Annotated in this window: 16 protein-coding genes and 1 riboswitch; of the genes, 1 reads left to right on the forward strand and 15 read right to left on the reverse strand. The window is 72.1% G+C overall.

Annotated elements, in window-relative coordinates:
* Positions 1-31: 31 nt before the first annotated feature.
* The 9 genes from ACEPPI_RS04335 to rpsB all read right to left on the reverse strand — a co-directional run bounded on the left by ACEPPI_RS04335 (position 32) and on the right by rpsB (position 9,851).
* Positions 32-1,057 carry an ABC transporter ATP-binding protein gene (locus ACEPPI_RS04335; protein ID WP_373913900.1) on the reverse strand — a complete coding sequence of 342 codons (1,026 nt, stop codon included), beginning with the start codon at positions 1,055-1,057 and terminating at the stop codon, positions 32-34.
* Entirely contained in the window at positions 1,057-2,673 is a 1,617-nt protein-coding gene (locus ACEPPI_RS04340) for an ABC transporter permease (RefSeq protein ID WP_373913901.1), read from the reverse strand. The genes ACEPPI_RS04335 and ACEPPI_RS04340 overlap by 1 nt, the downstream gene beginning before the upstream one ends.
* 56 nt (positions 2,674-2,729) lie before the next feature.
* On the reverse strand, positions 2,730-3,830 hold the full coding sequence (locus tag ACEPPI_RS04345) for a thiamine ABC transporter substrate binding subunit (protein WP_373913902.1): 1,101 nt from the start codon (positions 3,828-3,830) through the stop codon (positions 2,730-2,732).
* 85 nt (positions 3,831-3,915) lie between these two features.
* Positions 3,916-4,025, reverse strand: a riboswitch (TPP riboswitch).
* A 58-nt stretch (positions 4,026-4,083) separates the two neighbouring features.
* Complete coding sequence (gene rlmN, locus ACEPPI_RS04350; RefSeq protein ID WP_373913903.1) at positions 4,084-5,196, reverse strand: 23S rRNA (adenine(2503)-C(2))-methyltransferase RlmN; 1,113 nt, start codon at positions 5,194-5,196, stop codon at positions 4,084-4,086.
* A 93-nt stretch (positions 5,197-5,289) separates the two neighbouring features.
* Complete coding sequence (locus ACEPPI_RS04355) at positions 5,290-6,366, reverse strand: phosphatidate cytidylyltransferase (protein WP_359944030.1); 1,077 nt, start codon at positions 6,364-6,366, stop codon at positions 5,290-5,292.
* On the reverse strand, positions 6,366-6,923 hold the full coding sequence (gene frr, locus ACEPPI_RS04360) for a ribosome recycling factor (protein ID WP_030227444.1): 558 nt from the start codon (positions 6,921-6,923) through the stop codon (positions 6,366-6,368). The genes ACEPPI_RS04355 and frr overlap by 1 nt, the downstream gene beginning before the upstream one ends.
* A gap of 96 nt (positions 6,924-7,019) precedes the next feature.
* On the reverse strand, positions 7,020-7,799 hold the full coding sequence (pyrH, locus tag ACEPPI_RS04365; protein WP_280918379.1) for a UMP kinase: 780 nt from the start codon (positions 7,797-7,799) through the stop codon (positions 7,020-7,022).
* Positions 7,800-7,961: 162 nt separating this feature from the next.
* The gene (gene tsf / locus ACEPPI_RS04370; protein WP_373913904.1) at positions 7,962-8,798 is read right to left on the reverse strand and encodes a translation elongation factor Ts; all 837 of its coding nucleotides are present in this window, start codon (positions 8,796-8,798) and stop codon (positions 7,962-7,964) included.
* 135 nt (positions 8,799-8,933) lie between these two features.
* The gene (rpsB, locus tag ACEPPI_RS04375) at positions 8,934-9,851 is read right to left on the reverse strand and encodes a 30S ribosomal protein S2 (RefSeq protein WP_373913905.1); all 918 of its coding nucleotides are present in this window, start codon (positions 9,849-9,851) and stop codon (positions 8,934-8,936) included.
* Between the two features lie 250 nt (positions 9,852-10,101).
* On the opposite strand from rpsB, the gene ACEPPI_RS04380 reads away from it, so the two are divergent.
* Positions 10,102-10,611 carry a M23 family metallopeptidase gene (locus ACEPPI_RS04380; protein ID WP_373913906.1) on the forward strand — a complete coding sequence of 170 codons (510 nt, stop codon included), beginning with the start codon at positions 10,102-10,104 and terminating at the stop codon, positions 10,609-10,611.
* Here the strand turns inward: ACEPPI_RS04380 and ACEPPI_RS04385 are convergent.
* The 6 genes from ACEPPI_RS04385 to ACEPPI_RS04410 form a co-directional block, all read right to left on the reverse strand.
* Positions 10,608-11,165 (reverse strand): TetR/AcrR family transcriptional regulator, encoded by a 558-nt coding sequence (locus tag ACEPPI_RS04385; RefSeq protein WP_373913942.1) that lies wholly within the window; start codon positions 11,163-11,165, stop codon positions 10,608-10,610. The genes ACEPPI_RS04380 and ACEPPI_RS04385 overlap by 4 nt on opposite strands.
* Positions 11,166-11,228: 63 nt before the next feature.
* Complete coding sequence (gene whiG / locus ACEPPI_RS04390) at positions 11,229-12,065, reverse strand: RNA polymerase sigma factor WhiG (protein ID WP_285535998.1); 837 nt, start codon at positions 12,063-12,065, stop codon at positions 11,229-11,231.
* Positions 12,066-12,274: 209 nt separating this feature from the next.
* Positions 12,275-13,426, reverse strand: coding sequence for a DNA-processing protein DprA (gene dprA, locus ACEPPI_RS04395; RefSeq protein ID WP_373913943.1), 1,152 nt, complete (start codon positions 13,424-13,426; stop codon positions 12,275-12,277).
* Between the two features lie 191 nt (positions 13,427-13,617).
* Positions 13,618-15,243, reverse strand: a complete 1,626-nt coding sequence (locus tag ACEPPI_RS04400) for a YifB family Mg chelatase-like AAA ATPase (protein WP_373913907.1) — start codon at positions 15,241-15,243, stop codon at positions 13,618-13,620.
* Complete coding sequence (locus tag ACEPPI_RS04405; RefSeq protein ID WP_373913908.1) at positions 15,243-15,614, reverse strand: YraN family protein; 372 nt, start codon at positions 15,612-15,614, stop codon at positions 15,243-15,245. The genes ACEPPI_RS04400 and ACEPPI_RS04405 overlap by 1 nt, the downstream gene beginning before the upstream one ends.
* A 117-nt stretch (positions 15,615-15,731) precedes the next feature.
* Complete coding sequence (locus ACEPPI_RS04410; RefSeq protein WP_214947872.1) at positions 15,732-16,040, reverse strand: DUF2469 domain-containing protein; 309 nt, start codon at positions 16,038-16,040, stop codon at positions 15,732-15,734.
* Between the last annotated feature and the right edge of the window lie 4 nt (positions 16,041-16,044).

A 16,044-nucleotide genomic window follows, 5' to 3' on the forward strand; every position in this document is an offset into this window, starting at 1 on the left:
AGGGCCGGGCGGGCCCCGCGGGCCACGGTCCTCAGGGTCCGCCCGGCAGGACGACCACCTCGGACGGGGCGAAGGTCACCCGGACCCGGTCACCCACGGCCGGAGCCCCCGCGAGGCCGCACTCGGCCTCCAGTACCGGCCCCTCCTCGGGCCTCAGCAGCAGGGCCACATGGGTGCCCCGGAAGGTGCGCGAGGCCACCTCGCAGCTCAGGCCGTCCGCCCCCAGACGTACGCCGACCGGGCGGATCAGCAGCCGCCGCTCGCCCTCCGGCGCCCCGGCGGGGACCGGCACCTTCCCCCACGGGGTCGCGGCCGCACCCCCGCACACCGTGGCCGGGACCACGTTCTCGAAGCCGAGGAAGCGCGCCACGAACTCGGACGCCGGCCGCTCCCAGACCTCCAGCGGGGTCCCCGCCTGCGCGATGCGCCCGTCCCGCATGACCACGACCCGGTCGGCCAGCGCGAAGGCCTCGCCCTGGTCGTGGGTGACGGCGAGCACGGTGGTGCCGAGGCGGGAGAACAGGGAGCGCAGTTCCACCACGAGCCGCTCCCGCAGCCCCCGGTCGAGCTGGCCCAGCGGCTCGTCCAGCATCAGCAGCCGCGGTGAGGGGGCCAGGGCCCTGGCCAGGGCCACCCGCTGCTGCTCACCGCCCGACAGCGAGGCCACCGCCCGGCGCTCGGCGCCCGGAAGGCCGACCAGGTCCAGCAGCTCCGCGACCCGGGCGGCCGAGGACCCGCCGGAGGCACCCCGCATCCGCAGTCCGAAGGCGACGTTCCCGCCGACGTCCCGGTGCGGGAACAGCTGGTGGTCCTGGAACATGAGACCGACCCCGCGCCGGTGCACCGGGACCGCCGCCTGGTCCGCGTCACCGAGCAGCACCCGCCCGCCGGACACGGGCTGCAGCCCGGCGACCACCCGCAGCAGGGTGGACTTGCCGCTGCCGCTCGGCCCCAGCACGCAGACGATCTCGTGCTCGGCGACCTCCAGGTCCACCGCGTCCACGACGGCCCGGTCGCCGAAGCGGACCGATACGCCGTCGAGCCGGAGCAGGGTCATCAGAACTCTCCCGAGGTCGTGGCGGGTCGCAGCCGTTCCAGCAGGAGCAGGGACACCGCGCACACCAGCATCAAAATCGTGCTCAGGGCCATCGCCTGCCCGTAGTTCATCTCCCCGGCCCGCCCCAGCAGCCGGGCCACCGCCACCGGCAGCGTCGGGTGGTCCGGCCGGGCGATGAACACCGTCGCCCCGAACTCCCCGAGCGAGACGGCGAAGGCGAAGCCCGCGGCGATCAGCAGTGCCCGCCGCACCAGCGGCAGGTCCACCTCCCGCCAGGCCCGCAGCGGCGACGCCCCGAGCACGGCCGCCGCCTCCCGCAGCCGGCCGTCCACGGCCCGCAGCACGGGCAGCATGGTCCGTACGACGAACGGCACGCCGACGAGCGCCTGCGCCAGCGGCACCAGGATCCACGAGGTCCGCAGGTCCAGCGGCGGCTCGTCCAGCGTGATCAGGAAGCCGAAGCCCACCGTCACGGCGGACACGCCGAGGGGGAGCATCAGCAGCGCGTCGAACCCCCGCACGAACCGGCCGCCGCGACGGGTCAGCGCCGCGGCCGCGAGCCCTCCGACGAGCAGGGCGATGGCGGTGGCGGCCAGCGCGTACTGCAGGGAGTTCCAGATGGCCTCCAGCGGCGGCACCAGAAACGTTCCGCCACCGGAGCCCGCGTCCTGCAGCGCCCGGTAGAAGCCCAGCCCGTACCCGCCGGGCGCGTCGAAGGACCGCTCCACCAGCACGGCCAGCGGGGCCACGATCAGCAGCGCCACGGTCAGCAGAACCCCGCCGAGGAGGCTCCGCTGGGCCCAGCCGCGCGGGCGGTGCGCCGTGTGCGCCGGGTCCACGAGCCGCAACGCGGTCTCGCGCCGGCGCACGGTCCGGGCGTGCACGGCGAGGATCAGGCCGACGGCGGCGAACTGGACCACCGTCAGCACCGCGGCCGTCGGCAGGTCCAGGAGCTGCGCGGTCTGCCGGTAGACCTCCACCTCCAGCGTGGAGTACGCGGGCCCGCCCAGGATCTGCACGACACCGAAGGAGGTGAAGGTGAACAGGAACACCATCAGCGAGGCCGCGGCCACCGCCGGGCCCAGCGCGGGCAGCGTCACCCGTCGCCAGGCGGCGAACCGCCCGGCGCCCAGGACCCGGGCGGCCTCCTCCTGGCGCGGGTCCAGCTGGGCCCACAGCCCGCCGACCGTCCGGACGACGACGGCGTAGTTGAAGAAGATGTGGGCGAGCAGGATCGCCCAGACGGTGGTGTCCAGCCGGACGCCCCACAGTTCGTCGAGCATCCCGCCCCGCCCGACCAGGGCCAGGAAGGCCGATCCCACCACCACGGTCGGCAGCACGAAGGGCACGGTGACCAGGGCCCGCAACGATTGTTTGCCGGGGAAGTCGAAGCGAGCGAAGACGTACGCGCCGGGAAGGGCGATCAGCAGGGTGAGGACGGTGGAGGCGAACGCCTGCCACGTGGTGAACCACAGGACGCCCGCGATGTCGGGCCTCGCCAGGACCTCGCCGACGCGCCCGAACTGCCAGCCCTCGTCCGTCTTGAGCCCGCGCCCCACGATCGCGGCGACGGGATAGGCGAAGAACAGCCCGAAGAAGGCGAGCGGCACCGTCATCAGGGCGAACCTGACGGCGGTGGCGCGCCCGCCTGTCTTCGGGGAGCCGTCCCGCACTACTTCACGACGAGCGAGGACCATGCCTTGACCCACTGGTCACGGTTCTTGGCGATGGCGTCGGGGGCGACCGTTTCCGGCTTCTCGACGACCACGCCGTGCTTCGTGAAGACCTCCGGCAGCTTCGCGTCCTTGACCACCGGGTTCACGAACATCTGGAGTGGCATGTCCTCCTGGAACTTCTTGCTCACCAGGAAGTCGATGAGCGCCTTGCCGCCCTCCTCGTTCTTCGCGCCCTTGAGCAGGCCCGCGAACTCGACCTGGCGGAAGCAGGTGCCGGTGGCCACGCCCGTGGGGGCCTCGGCCGGCTGCGGCTCGCCGTAGAGGACCTCGACCGGCGGGCTGGAGGCGTAGGAGACGACCAGCGGACGGTCGCCCTTGGCCTTCTTGCCGCCCGCGGAGCCGGAGAAGCGCTCGTTGTAGGCCTGCTCCCAGCCGTCGACGACCTCGACGCCATTGGCCTTGAGCTTGCTCCAGTAGTCCTTCCAGCTGTCCTCGCCGTACTTGCCGACGGAGGCGAGCAGGAAGCCGAGGCCGGGCGAGGAGGTCGCGGCGTTCTCGGTGACCAGCAGGTTCTTGTACTCCGGCTTGATCAGGTCGTCCAGCGTCTGCGGCGGGGCGATCTTCTTGTCGGCGAAGTAGGCCTTGTCGTAGTTGACGCAGATGTCGCCGGAGTCGACCGGGGTGACACGGTGCTGCTGGTCGAGCACGAACTCCGGCTTGACCTGGTCCAGACCCTTGGCCTGGTACGGGGTGAAGATCCCGTTGTCGAGGGCGCGCGAGAGGAGCGTGTTGTCGACGCCGAAGAAGACGTCGCCGCGCGGGGAGCCCTTGGTGAGGATCTCCTGGTTCAGGGCGGCGCCGGCGTCGCCGGACTTCAGGACCTTGACGGTGTAGCCGCTCTGCTGCTCGAACTCCTTGAGGACCGTGTCGGTCACGTTGAAGGAGTCGTGGGAGACCAGCGTGATCGTCTTGGACTTCGGGGCGTCGCTCGCGCCCGCCGGCTTGTCCTTGGCGTCGCCGCCGCCACAGGCGCTGAGCGTGCCGACGCCCAGCGCGGCCACGAGCGCTGCGCCCGCGATCTTCTTGGTGGTGCTCACTGGTGAATTCCTCCTGGGATGTCCAGGAGAAGACGCGGCCCTGCCCGGCGCTCTGTGGGAGCGGACGCCGGGCAGGGCGCAACAGCTTGAGTGATGACCGAACTTCCTACCCCGAATGACCGGGGCGAGGTTCAGAGGGTCTGCGGATGACGGTTACCGCACTCTCAGCGCTGTGGCGCTCCCCTGTCGGAATGATGAAGTTGTCCGGCCACAGGGTACCCCGTGGCCGGTTACGGGCGTCCGCGGCCGGAATCTAGCGCTCGGAGGCGGCCAGCTGGCCGCACGCGCCGTCGATCTCCTGGCCACGGGTGTCGCGTACGGTCACGGGCACGCCGTGCCGGGCGATGGCCTCGACGAAGGCCTTCTCGTCCTCGGGACGCGAGGCGGTCCACTTCGAGCCCGGGGTCGGGTTCAGCGGGATCAGGTTGACGTGCACGCGCTTGCCCTTGAGCAGGCGGCCGAGGAGGTCACCGCGCCAGGCCTGGTCGTTGATGTCACGGATCAGCGCGTACTCGATGGAAATGCGCCGGCCGGACTTCTCGGCGTACTCCCAGGCCGCGTCGAGGACCTCGCGGACGTTCCAGCGGGTGTTCACCGGGACCAGGGTGTCGCGCAGCTCGTCGTCCGGCGCGTGCAGCGAGACCGCGAGGCGGCACTTGAAGCCCTCGTCGGCGAAGCGCAGCATGGCCGGGACCAGGCCGACGGTGGAGACGGTGATGCCGCGCTGCGACAGGCCCAGGCCGTCGGGCTCCGGGTCGGTGAGACGGCGGATGGCGCCGACGACCCGCTTGTAGTTGGCCAGCGGCTCGCCCATGCCCATGAAGACGATGTTGGAGAGCCGGGCCGGGCCGCCGGGGACCTCGCCGTCGCGCAGCGCGCGCATGCCGTCGACGATCTGGTGCACGATCTCGGCCGTGGACAGGTTGCGGTCCAGGCCCGCCTGGCCGGTGGCGCAGAACGGGCAGTTCATGCCGCAGCCGGCCTGCGAGGAGATGCACATGGTGACCCGGTCGGGGTAGCGCATCAGCACGGACTCGACGAGCGTGCCGTCGTGCAGCTTCCACAGGGTCTTGCGGGTGGTGTCGTCGTCGCAGCTGATGTGCCGGACGACGTTCATCAGCTGCGGCAGCAGCTCCTGCTGGAGCTTCTCGCGCGACGCGGCGGGGATGTCGGTCCACTCGGCCGGGTCGTGCGCGTAGCGGGCGAAGTAGTGCTGGGAGAGCTGCTTGGCCCGGAACGGCTTCTCACCGATCGCGGCCACGGCCTCCCGGCGCTCGGCCGGGGTCAGGTCGGCGAGGTGCCGGGGCGGCTTCTTGGCCCCACGAGGGGCGACGAAGGTGAGCTCTCCCGGAACGGGGCGGGCCATGGCGGGTACTCCTTGTAAGACGAAAGGCGCGCCGCAGAAGCAGCGCGCCTTCCAAGAGTAACCGCCCGGCGTATCGCCCGGCTTTTCCGCAGGTCAGCCCGTACCCACGAAGGCCGCCAGCAGCAGCCAGACCACCGGAGCGGTCGGCAGCAGCGAGTCGAGCCGGTCCATGATGCCGCCGTGGCCCGGGAGCAGGGTGCCCATGTCCTTGATGCCCAGGTCGCGCTTGATCATCGACTCGCCCAGGTCACCCAGGGTGGCGCTGACCGCGACCGCCAGGCCCAGTACCAGACCCTGCCACCAGGAGCCCCCGTCGATCAGGAACTCCATGCACAGCGCGCCGGCCGCCATCGCGAAGGCCACCGCCCCGAAGAGTCCCTCGCGGGTCTTGCCTGGGCTGATGCGCGGGGCGAGCTTGGTCTTGCCGAAGCGCCAGCCGACCGCGTAGGCCCCCGTGTCGCTGACCACCGTCAGGACCAGGAAGGTCACCACCCGCTGGGGGCCGTCGTCGGCGGTGAGCAGCATCGCGACGAACGTGGCCAGGAAGGGCACGTAGAACGCTGCGAAGACGCCCGCCGTGACGTCCTTGAGGTAGTCCTCGGGCGCTTCGGTCATCCGCCAGACGAGCACGGCCAGCGCCGTGAGCGCCATGGCCACCCAGGCGCCCTCGGCCCCCCGGACGTATCCGGCGATCACCATGGCCGCGCCGCCGACCGCGAGCGGGACGAGCGGGGCCTTGATGCCCTTCTTCTCCTGGAGCCGGGAGGTGAGCTCCCACAGGCCGACGACGACGGCGACGACGATCACACCGACGAAGACGGCCTTGACGATGAACAGCGAAGCGAAGATCACCGCGCCGAGGCCGACGCCGACCCCTATGGCGGCACGCAGATCCCGCCCCGCGCGCTTCTTCTGCGGCGGCGGGGAGGCGTCCTGCGGTACCTGCGAAGGCGGAGGCGGGGGGCTGGGCATGGGCTCCTGCGGCGGCGTCTCGGCGCGGAACGGGGGGCCGCCGAAGGCGGCGGCCCCCCGATCGCGTGCTTCCCGGTCGTCGAAATCACGGCCGGCGGCATCGGGCACGATGGACATGGGCCGAGTCTGCGGGCCCACCAGCGCATCGTATGCGGGACCCGCCGCCACCGGCTCGGCGGCCCAGGGAGAGTCGTTCATCAGACCTCGAGCAGCTCGGATTCCTTGTGCTTGAGCAGCTCGTCCACCTGCGCGACGTACTTCGCGGTGGTGTCGTCGAGCTCCTTCTCCGCGCGGCGCACCTCGTCCTCGCCGGCTTCCTTGTCCTTGACGAGCTTGTCGAGGGCGTCCTTGGCCTTGCGGCGCACGGAACGGATGGAGACCTTGGAGTCCTCGGCCTTGGTGCGCGCGACCTTGATGTACTCCTTGCGGCGCTCACCGGTGAGCTCCGGGAAGGTCACCCGGATGATGCGGCCGTCGTTGCTCGGGTTGACACCGAGGTCGGAGTCGCGGATCGCCTGCTCGATGTTGCGCAGCGCGGACGCGTCGAACGGCGTCACGATCGCCATGCGCGGCTCGGGAACCGCGAAGGAGGCGAGCTGGTTGATGGGCGTGATGGCACCGTAGTAGTCCGCCACGATCTTGTTGAACATCGCCGGGTGCGCACGGCCCGTGCGAATCGCGGCGAAGTCTTCCTTGGCGACGACGACGGCCTTCTCCATCTTCTCCTCGGCCTCGAGGAGGATTTCTTCGATCACCACGTGCTCCTGCATGTCAGATTTGGATGGTTCAGGCGGGCGGGGCGGTACGAGCCGCCCGGACCGGGCCCGGCCGGAGCCGGGCCGCGGTGGGGCTCAGGCCCGGGTGCCCTGGTCGCTCACGAGCGTGCCGATCTTCTCACCCTTGACGGCGCGGGCGATATTGCCCTCGGCGAGGAGTTCGAAGACCAGGATCGGAAGCGCGTTGTCACGGCACAGCGTGATGGCCGTGGCGTCGGCGACCTTGAGGTCCCGGGACAGCACCTCGCTGTACTCCAGCGCGTCGAACTTCACCGCGTCCGGGTTGGTCTTCGGGTCGGAGTCGTAGACCCCGTCGACACCGTTCTTGCCCATGAGGAGGGCTTCGGCGTCGATCTCCAGGGCACGCTGGGCGGCCGTGGTGTCGGTGGAGAAGTACGGCATGCCCATGCCGGCGCCGAAGATCACGACGCGGCCCTTCTCCAGGTGCCGGACGGCGCGCAGCGGGATGTACGGCTCCGCGACCTGGCCCATGGTGATGGCGGTCTGGACACGGCTGTCGATGCCTTCCTTCTCCAGGAAGTCCTGGAGGGCGAGGCAGTTCATGACGGTGCCGAGCATGCCCATGTAGTCGGACCGGGCCCGGTCCATACCGCGCTGCTGCAGTTCGGCGCCGCGGAAGAAGTTGCCGCCGCCGATGACGATCGCGATCTCGGCGCCGTCTCGGACCACGGCCGCGATCTCGCGGGCGATGGCGTGCACGACGTCAGGGTCGACGCCCAGCCCGCCGCCGCCCGAGAAGGCTTCGCCGGAGAGCTTCAGCATGAAGCGGCGACCCTTCTTCTCGTGGTCGCTCTTGTCGTCGGAAGCGGTGTGGGTGTCCACGCCCTGATTCATGGAGATCTCCTCGTGCACATACGAAGAAGGCCATTGCCGGTGGGTCCTTGCGGTTCCCTCTACGGCAATGGCCTCCTCGTCAGATCTGCGGTCGCCTCGCGCGAGCGCGGACGACTGCTTCAGACCCTACCGGGGTCCGGTGTCCGTCGCGTACGGACGGACTCAGATGCCGACCTTGATGCGGGTGAAGCGCTTCAGGGTGACACCGGCCTCGTCCAGAACCTTCTGGACGGACTTCTTGTTGTCCAGGGCGTACGGCTGGCCGAGCAGCGTGGCGTCCTTGAAGAAGCCATTGACGCGACCCTCGACGATCTTGGCGATCGCGGCCTCGGGCTTGCCCTCGGCGCGGGTGGTCTCCTCGGCGACGCGGCGCTCGGACTCGACGATCTCGGCCGGGACGTCCTCGGCGGTCAGGTACTTCGGCGCGAACGCGGCGATGTGCTGGGCGATGCCCTTGGCCAGCTCGGCGTCGGCCTTGTCCAGCTCGACCAGGACACCGATCTGCGGGGGCAGGTCGGGCATGGTGCGGTGCATGTAGGAGGCCACGAAGGCACCCTCGTACGCCGCGAAGCGGTCCAGGACGATCTTCTCGCCGAGGTTGGCGTTGGCCTCGTCCACGAACGCCTGGACGGTCTTGCCGGCCTCGATCTCGGACGCCAGCAGCGCCTCGATGTCCGCCGGGGAGATGGCGGCCACGTGGGCGGCGAGCTGGTCGGCGACGGCCAGGAACTTCGGGCTCTTCGCGACGAAGTCGGTCTCGCACTTGAGCTCGACGAGGACACCGGAGGTGGCGTCGTCGGCGATCAGGGAGGTGACGGCACCGTTCTCGGCGGAACGGCCCTCGCGCTTGGCGACACCCTTCAGGCCCTTGACGCGCAGGATCTCGTTGGCCTTGGTGACGTCACCGTCGGCCTCGACGAGCGCGTTCTTGCAGTCCAGCATGCCGGCGCCGGTGAGCTCGCGGAGCTTCTTGACGTCAGCGGCGGTGTAGTTCGCCATGAGTCTGTGATTCTCTCTCGAAGTCGTAGATCTACGGGTGAACGGCGGAGGCGCCGCGCTCGTGGCGCGGCTCCCCCGCCGTCATCGTCCGTGCTGCGAGTGCCCGGCGGATGAACGCCGGGCCCACTCAGTGGGTCAGGCCTGCTCGGCGTCGGCGGCCGGAGCCTCGACAGCCTCGGCGGCCGGGGCCTCGACGGCCGGGGCCTCGACAGCCTCGACGGCCGGGGCCTCGACGGCGGCGTCGGCCGCGGGGGCCTCGGCGTCGTCGGCCTTCTTCTCACCCTCGAGCAGGTCGCGCTCCCACTCGGCGAGCGGCTCGGCGGCGGCCTTCTCGCCCGGCTTCGAGTCACCGGTCGCAGCGCCGGAGCGGGCGATGAGGCCCTCGGCGACGGCGTCGGCGATCACGCGGGTGAGCAGGGTGACGGAGCGGATCGCGTCGTCGTTGCCCGGGATCTTGTAGTCGACCTCGTCGGGGTCGCAGTTGGTGTCGAGGATCGCGACCACGGGGATGTGCAGCTTGCGCGCCTCACCGACCGCGATGTGCTCCTTCTTGGTGTCGACGATCCAGACGGCGCTGGGAACCTTCGACATCTCGCGGATACCACCGAGGGTCTTCTCCAGCTTGGTCTTCTCGCGGGAGAGGACCAGGAGCTCCTTCTTGGTGAGACCCGAGGCGGCGACGTCCTCGAAGTCGATCGCCTCAAGCTCCTTCAGACGCTGGAGGCGCTTGTAGACGGTGGAGAAGTTGGTGAGCATGCCACCGAGCCAACGCTGGTTGACGTACGGCATGCCGACGCGCGTCGCCTGCTCGGCGATGGCCTCCTGGGCCTGCTTCTTCGTACCGACGAACATGATGGAGCCACCGTGCGCGACGGTCTCCTTCACGAACTCGTAGGCGCGGTCGATGTACGACAGCGACTGGAGCAGGTCGATGATGTAGATGCCGTTGCGCTCGGTGAAGATGAAGCGCTTCATCTTCGGGTTCCAGCGACGGGTCTGGTGACCGAAGTGGACGCCGCTTTCCAGCAGCTCCCGCATCGTTACGACGGCCATGGCCATCTCCTTGTTTTCTCGGTTTGGTTCCTGACGCCCCGCCGCGCCCTGCCCCGAAAGAGGGACCGAGAGACGCTTTCACCAGGCCGGATCCGGCCGATGCTGGGGCGTGCGAAGTCGACCCGGTGACCCGGATCGCCACAAGAAGTGTACGGGACCCGGCGGTATGCCGGGTGACGCCGTTGTCCACACCCTTTCGGCCATCCACAGGCACGGGCGCCCGCGGCCGTGCGCGCGGGAGCCTGTGGGCATGACGACACTGCTGCTCACCCTGCTGCTGGCGCTGGCCCCCGCCCTGCCCCCGACCCTCGTCCCGAACCCCGTCCCGGCGGCCCGGCCACTGCCCCCGCCACTGTCCGTGACGCGCTGGTGGGATCCGCCGCCGACGCCCTACGCGGCCGGCCACCGCGGGGTGGACCTGGCCGCTCCGGTGGGGGCGCGGGTACGGGCGGTCGGACCGGGCCGGGTGCACTACGCCGGGCAGGTCGCGGGCCGCGGGGTGCTCTCGCTCACCCTCCCCGGGGGCCGGCGCACGACCTACGAGCCGGTGCGGCCGCTGGTCGCGGAGGGGGAGGAGGTCATGGCGGGGCAGGAGGTCGCGGTCCTCACGGCCGGCTCGCACTGCCCGGCCCCGTGCCTGCACTGGGGCCTGCTGACCGGCGAGGACACCTATCTCGACCCGCTGACCCTGCTCCCCCGCCCCACGCCCCGCCTCCTGCCGACGGCCGGGCCCTCACAGGACGGGACCCGGACCTCCTAGCCGCGCACGCCCCGCAGGGCCATGGCGACGGCGGCCTCGGTCACCACGTCGGGCTCCTCGGCCGCGCCGAGCTCGATCCGGCGCACCGCGGCGTCCACGACGCCCTGCAGCAGCATCGCGGCCAGTCGCGGCTCCGCGTGGCCCAGGGCGCCGAGGGCCTCGACGACCATCGCGACCAGGCCGCCGTGCGCGGCACGGATCTTCTCCCGCGCGCCCGCGTCCAGCTCACTGGCGGAGATCGCCACCACCGCCCGGTGCCGGCGGTCCCCCACCAGTGCGAGCTGGCTGCGCACATACGCCTCGATCTTCGCCTCGGGCGTCTGTGCGGCCTCCATGGCGGCCTCGATCTCGGCGGCCCACACGGGGAAGTCCACCGAGCACAGCTCTTCGACCACGGCCGCGCGCGACCGGAAGTACTCGTACACGGACGACCGGGCGAGCCCGGTCCGCTCCGCGAGGGCGGGGAAGGTCAGGGCTTCCGTCCCGCCTTCGGACAGCAGGGAGCGCGCCGCGTCCAACAGGGCGCCGCGCTGCATCGACCGGTGCTCGGCCACGGAGGCCGCTCGAATCCTGGGCACGTCACCACTGTACGGAGGGTGTGCAAGGCCCGTGCCGGGTCAGCGGCCGACGTCGGCGAGCTTGGCCCTCAGCTGGAGCACGGACTTGGTGTGGATCTGGCTGACGCGGCTCTCGGTCACACCCAGCACGTTGCCGATCTCGGCGAGGGTGAGGCCCTCGTAGTAGTAGAGGGTCACGACCGTCTTCTCGCGCTCGGGGAGCGTGTTGATCGCCCGTGCGAGCAGTCGGCGCAGTTCCCGGTCCTCGGCCACCTCGACCGGGTCGTCGGCGGCGTGGTCCTCCAGGGTGTCCATCAGGGAGAGCCGGTCGCCGCCCTCCCCGCCGACGTGCAGCAGCTCTTCGAGGGCGACCACGTTGGCCAGGGACAACTGACTGAAGACCGTATGGAGTTCCTCCACCCCGATCCCCATCTCACCCGCGACCTCGCCCTCCGTCGGGGTCCGCCGCAGCTGGGCCTCAAGGGTGGCGTAGGCGCGCTCCACGGCCCGCGCCTTCTGGCGCACGGAGCGCGGGATCCAGTCGAGCGCCCGCAGCTCGTCGATCATCGCGCCGCGGATCCGGGTGATGGCGTACGTCTCGAACTTGATGGACCGTTCGATGTCGAACTTCTCGATCGCGTCGATCAGGCCGAAGACCCCGGAGGAGACGAAGTCGGCCTGTTCCACGTTGGGCGGCAGGCCGACGCTGACCCGGCCCGCCACGTACTTCACCAGCGGCGAGTAGTGCAGGATCAGCTGTTCCCGCAGCCGTTCGTCGCCCGAGTCCTTGTATGAGCGCCAGAGCACCTCCAGGGACGAGGGCGCGGTGGACCGCACGCCGCCACGGGCAGCGGGGGGCACCGCAGCGCGGTCGGACCCTGAGGTGTGCTGGGGCATGCTTCGCCTTTGCCGGAGCCGGATTCCTTGGGAGCGTAGCGTGACGGAAGTGTCGCGGTGCGCGAAGAGTACGGGATGACGCGGGGGCGCAGCGGCGCCCGGACTCGCACGGGCGGCCCGGGACCGGCGCCTGGCGCTCGGCCCCGGCGACTGCCACCGGGAAGACCGCGTCTCTCATCGACTTCACTCTTTCACCGGAACGCCCCAGGTCAATGACCGCCTCGCCGGGTGGCCCGGGATTGCGCCCCCTCTCGTGGCGGGCGCGGGGTCAACCGCCAGTCGTCGCCCTGCCGTTCGACGAACCCCAGAGAGTGAAGTTCGTACAGTCTGCCGATGACTTCATCGGTGCCGGTGGCCGCGGCCAGGGAGATCTCCTCCAGCCGCGCGGGCCGGCCGGCGGGGAGCGCGTCGAGCACGCGCACGGTGTCCGGGGGCAGGAGGTCGCGGGCGAGCACCGGTCCGCGGCGCACGGGTGCCAGCTCGCCGATGGCGCCGACCAGTTCCACCACCTCGGCGGCGTCCGTGACGAGCTGTGCCTCGCCGCGCAGCAGCTCGTGCACTCCGGCGGAGAGGCCGCTGGTGGCGGGGCCGGGGACGCCCATGGTGAGGCGGCCGAGCCGCTGGGCCCGGCGGGCGGTGACCAGCGAGCCGCTGCGGTGGGCCGCCTCGACGACCACGGTGCCCCGGGTGAGGGCGGCGATGACCCGGTTGCGCAGGACGAAGCGGCTCGGGGTGGGGTTGCCGCCGGGCGGCAGCTCCCCCAGCACCAGCCCCTGCCGGGCGATCCGGCCGAGGAGCCCGGCGTGGCCGCGGGGGTAGCTCACGTCCACTCCGCAGGCCAGCACCGCGACGGTGGCGCCGCCGGTGCCGAGGGCGCCCCGGTGCGCGGCGCCGTCGATCCCGTACGCGGCGCCGGAGACCACCACCCAGCCGCGCTCGGCGAGTCCGGCGGCGAGGGTCTGCGCCATGTGGGCCCCGTACGGGGTGCACGCGCGGGCCCCGACCACGGCGACCGAGCGCAGGGCCCAGGTCCGCAGGTCGGCGCCGCCCCGCAGCCACAGCCCGACGGGCCGGGCGTCCCCGAGGTCGTCCAGCTGGGTCGGCCACTCCGCCGAACCCGGCGGGACGAACCGGCACCCCGCCGCGGCAGCCTCCGCGAGGTCCCGCCGGGGGTCGGCGAGGGCGGCCCGTCTCCGGTACCCGTCGATCCGCTCGGGTCCGACCCCGGTCAGCGCGCCGGGCTCCGGGCCGTCGCCGGTCAGGATCCGCATCAGCCCGACGGCCCCGTGCTCGCGCAGCCACCGGCCCCCGCACTCGTCCCCCGGTTCCAGCACCCGGGTCAGCGCGACCCGCGCCAGCACCTCCGCCCCGGCCTCCCCTCCCCCCGTGCCGCCTTGCCCCTGCCGGGTCCCGGCCCGTGCCGCGCCGTCCCGTTCCCACGGCCCGCCGGAAGCCGGGGCCGCGTGGCCGCCACGGCCGCCGGGGCAGGGGGCCTCCGCGTCGGGCGGCCCGCCGCCCCGCGGGACCTCCGCGTCCCCCGCCCCGCCGGCGGTCACCGCCGCGCCTCCGCGTCCAGGACAGCCCCGCGGGCGATCCCGGTACGCAGTTCCAGCGCGACGGCCACGTCCAGCGCGTCGGGGCGGTCGTGGCCGCGCAGGTCGGCCACGGTCCAGGCGACCCGTAACACCCGGTCCAGGCCCCGCGCGGTCAGCAGTCCGCGCTCCATGTCCCGCTCGGCCCGGGCCAGTGCCCCGGGGCCGGCCGGCCAGCGGGTGCGCAACTCGTGCCCGGGCACCTCGGAGTTCAGCCGCCAGGGCGTGTCGGCGAGCCGGGCGGCGGCCCGGTCGCGGGCCTCGCGGACCCGGGCGGCGACGGTCGCGGTGCTCTCCCCCCGGCCGCCCTGCCCGAGGAGGTCGGAGCGGGTCACGGGCTGGACCTCGACCCGCAGGTCGACCCGGTCCAGCAGCGGCCCCGACAACCGGGCCTGGTAGCGGCGGATCACGGCGGCCGGGCATTCGCAGCCGGCGCCGTGCAGGGTGTGCCGCCCGCACGGGCAGGGGTTCGCGGCGAGGACCATCAGGAAGCGGGCCGGCAGCCGCACCACCCCGGCGGCACGTGCGATGACCACGTGCCCCGCTTCGAGGGGCTGCCGCAGGGCGTCCAGGACCTTCCCACTGAACTCCGCGGCCTCGTCCAGGAACAGCACCCCCCGGTGTGCCAGCGAGACCGCCCCGGGCCGGGGGATCCCGGCGCCGCCGCCGACCAGGGACTGCATCGTCGCGGAGTGGTGCGGGGCGCAGTACGGGGGCCGTCCGACCAGGGGTTCGCCGGGCGGCAGGATCCCCGCGACGGAGTGGACGGCGGTCACCTCCAGGGAGTCCTGCCGGTCGAGCGGGGGCAGAAGCCACGGCAGCCGCTCGGCCAGCATCGTCTTGCCCGCGCCGGGCGGCCCGCTGAGGAAGAGGTGGTGGCCCCCGGAGGCGGCCACCTCCAGGGCCCGGCGGGCCGCGTACTGACCGGCGACGTCGGCGAGGTCGGGAACCTCCGCGGCGTCACCCCCGCCCCGGGCCAGGCCCGTACCGAGTCCGGCGCCCGGTACCACCAGCCCCGCCAGTATCGGGTCGGGGCGTCCCGGCCGGTCCGGCGGCTCCTCATCGGGCACCGCCTCGTCGGTCAGGACGGCGATCAACTGCCGCAGGCTGCGCACCCCGAGCACCGCGACGTCCGGGACCAGCCCGGCCTCGCCGGCGCACTGCTCGGGCACCACCACCTGCCGGTACCCGGCCTCGGCGGCGGCGAGCACCGCAGGCAGGATCCCCCGCACCGGGCGGACCCGGCCGTCGAGGCCCAGCTCCCCGATGAGCACGAGGTCGGCGATCGCACCGGGGTCGACCACCTCGGCGGCGCCCAGCACCGCGACGGCGACGGCGAGGTCGAAATGGGCGCCCGCCTTCGGGACGGACGCCGGGCTGAGCCCGACCGTGAGCTTCTTCTGCGGCCACTGGGCGCCGGAGTTCACCACGGCGGCCCGCACCCGGTCCCGGCTCTCGACCAGGGTCTTGTCGGGCAGCCCCACCAGGGTGAAGGCGGCGACCCCCGGCTCCAGGTCGGCCTGGACCTCGACCAGTACGCCCTCGACGCCCACCAGGGCCACCGAGCAGGCCCGCGCGAAACCCATCAGGCCACCCCCCTGACGTGTTCCACCTGCGGCGCACCACGGCGCGGCAGCAGCACTCCGACGAGGTCGATCCGCACCCCGCCCGGGGGCGGTCCGCCGTGATCGGCGAGCCAGCGCCCGGCGAGCCGCCGCAGCCGCTCGGCCTTGGCGGCCCGCAGCGCTGCCATGGGGTGCTCGAAGACCCCCCGGCGGCGCGTCTTGACCTCGCACAGGACGAGGGCGTCCCCGTCCCGCGCCACGATGTCGACCTCTCCGCCCCGGCAGCGCCAGTTCCGGGCGATCACCGTCATCCCCGACTCGGTCAGCCTCCGCACGGCGAGATCCTCGCCGTACCGTCCCAGCGCCTGTCGTGCCACGTCCTTCGCGTTCATCCGGCACCACCTCCGGCACCGAGGTTCCCGTGTCCGGACGTACCGAGTGGATCTTGGTGGACAACCGGGGCGTTGTGGAAAACCCGCTCACCCCCAGGGGTGAGCGGGCGGGGCGGATCAGGCGCCCGGGAGTTCGAGGTCGCTCTTGTTGAGCTCCTCGATGTTCACGTCCTTGAAGGTCAGCACCCGTACCTGCTTGACGAAGCGCGCGGGCCGGTACATGTCCCAGACCCAGGCATCCGCCATGGAGACCTCGAAGAAGACCTCCCCCTGGACCGAGTGCACCTGCATCTCGTAGTCGTTGGTGAGGTAGAAACGGCGTTCGGTCTCGATCACGTACTTGAACAGCCCGACGACGTCGCGGTACTCCCGATAGAGCTTCAGCTCCATCTCGGTCTCGTACTTTTCGAGGTCCTCGGCACTCATGGCA

It is taken from the genome of Streptomyces sp. AB3(2024) (assembly GCF_041862025.1).
Classification (GTDB): domain Bacteria; phylum Actinomycetota; class Actinomycetes; order Streptomycetales; family Streptomycetaceae; genus Streptomyces.